Raw genomic sequence first — 1,081 nt, forward strand, 5'->3', positions numbered from 1 at the left:
ACCGACGTCGTCAACCGCTACCCGCACGAACTCTCCGGCGGCCAGCGGCAGCGTGTATCGATCGCCCGGGCGCTGGCGCTCAAGCCCGAGCTGCTGATCGCGGACGAGCCGACGTCGGCGCTCGACGTCTCGGTGCAGGCCGCCGTGCTCGAGATGCTGCGCGAACTGCAGCGCGAGTTCGACTTCGCCTGCATGCTCGTCAGCCACGACCTGGCTGTCGTGGACATGCTCGCCGATCACGTGCTGGTGATGAAGGACGGTCACGCGGTCGAGCAGGGCGAGACGAGCACCGTGCTTCACGACCCGCAGGACGACTACACCAAGCGTCTTCTCGCCGCGTCTCCCGTGCCCGACCCGGTCGAGCAGCGTGAGCGCCGGCTGGCCCGGCGGGCTCTGCTGGACTCGCTCGGAGACACCCCCGACGCGTAGGTTCGGACCCGGCCGGCGCCGGTGAGCGCACCCTGAACGGGGCGGGGTCGACCAGACCCCGCCCCGCTTCCTGTATCCTGGAGTGTCGGCCCTTCGGTTTCGCCTGGGGACGGCGCAGATTCTTTCCCCTCTCCCCGCAAGGAAAATCGATGGCGCACGCCCTCCGTCCGGACCTCCGTAATGTCGCGATCGTCGCGCACGTCGACCACGGCAAGACCACGCTCGTCGACGCGATGCTCCGCCAGACCGGGTCCTTCGGCTCTCACGAGCACATGGAGGAACGCGCGATGGACTCGAACGACCTCGAGCGTGAGAAGGGCATCACGATCCTCGCCAAGAACACGGCGATCACGTACAACGGGCTGCACACCGACGTTCCGGTGACGATCAACGTCATCGACACGCCGGGTCACGCCGACTTCGGCGGCGAGGTCGAGCGCGGCCTGTCGATGGTCGACGGCGTGGTGCTGCTGGTGGATGCCAGTGAGGGTCCGCTGCCGCAGACGCGCTTCGTGCTGCGCAAGGCGCTCGAGGCGAAGCTGCCCGTCATTCTGCTGGTCAACAAGACCGACCGCCCGGACGCGCGTATCGCAGAGGTCGAAGAAGAGGCCCACGATCTGCTGCTGGGCCTCGCGTCCGACCTGCAGGACGA

At 68.0% G+C, this 1,081-nt stretch carries 2 protein-coding genes; both read left to right on the forward strand.

Going from position 1 to position 1,081, the window contains the following annotated elements:
* Positions 1-429, forward strand: a 429-nt coding sequence (locus tag NQ160_RS24125; RefSeq protein WP_257517500.1) for an ATP-binding cassette domain-containing protein, incomplete at its 5' end; no start/stop codon positions are given.
* Between the two features lie 149 nt (positions 430-578).
* On the forward strand, positions 579-1,081 hold a 503-nt coding region (locus NQ160_RS24130; RefSeq protein ID WP_257517501.1), incomplete at its 3' end, for a GTP-binding protein.

This window comes from Microbacterium sp. zg.Y909, from assembly GCF_024626565.1.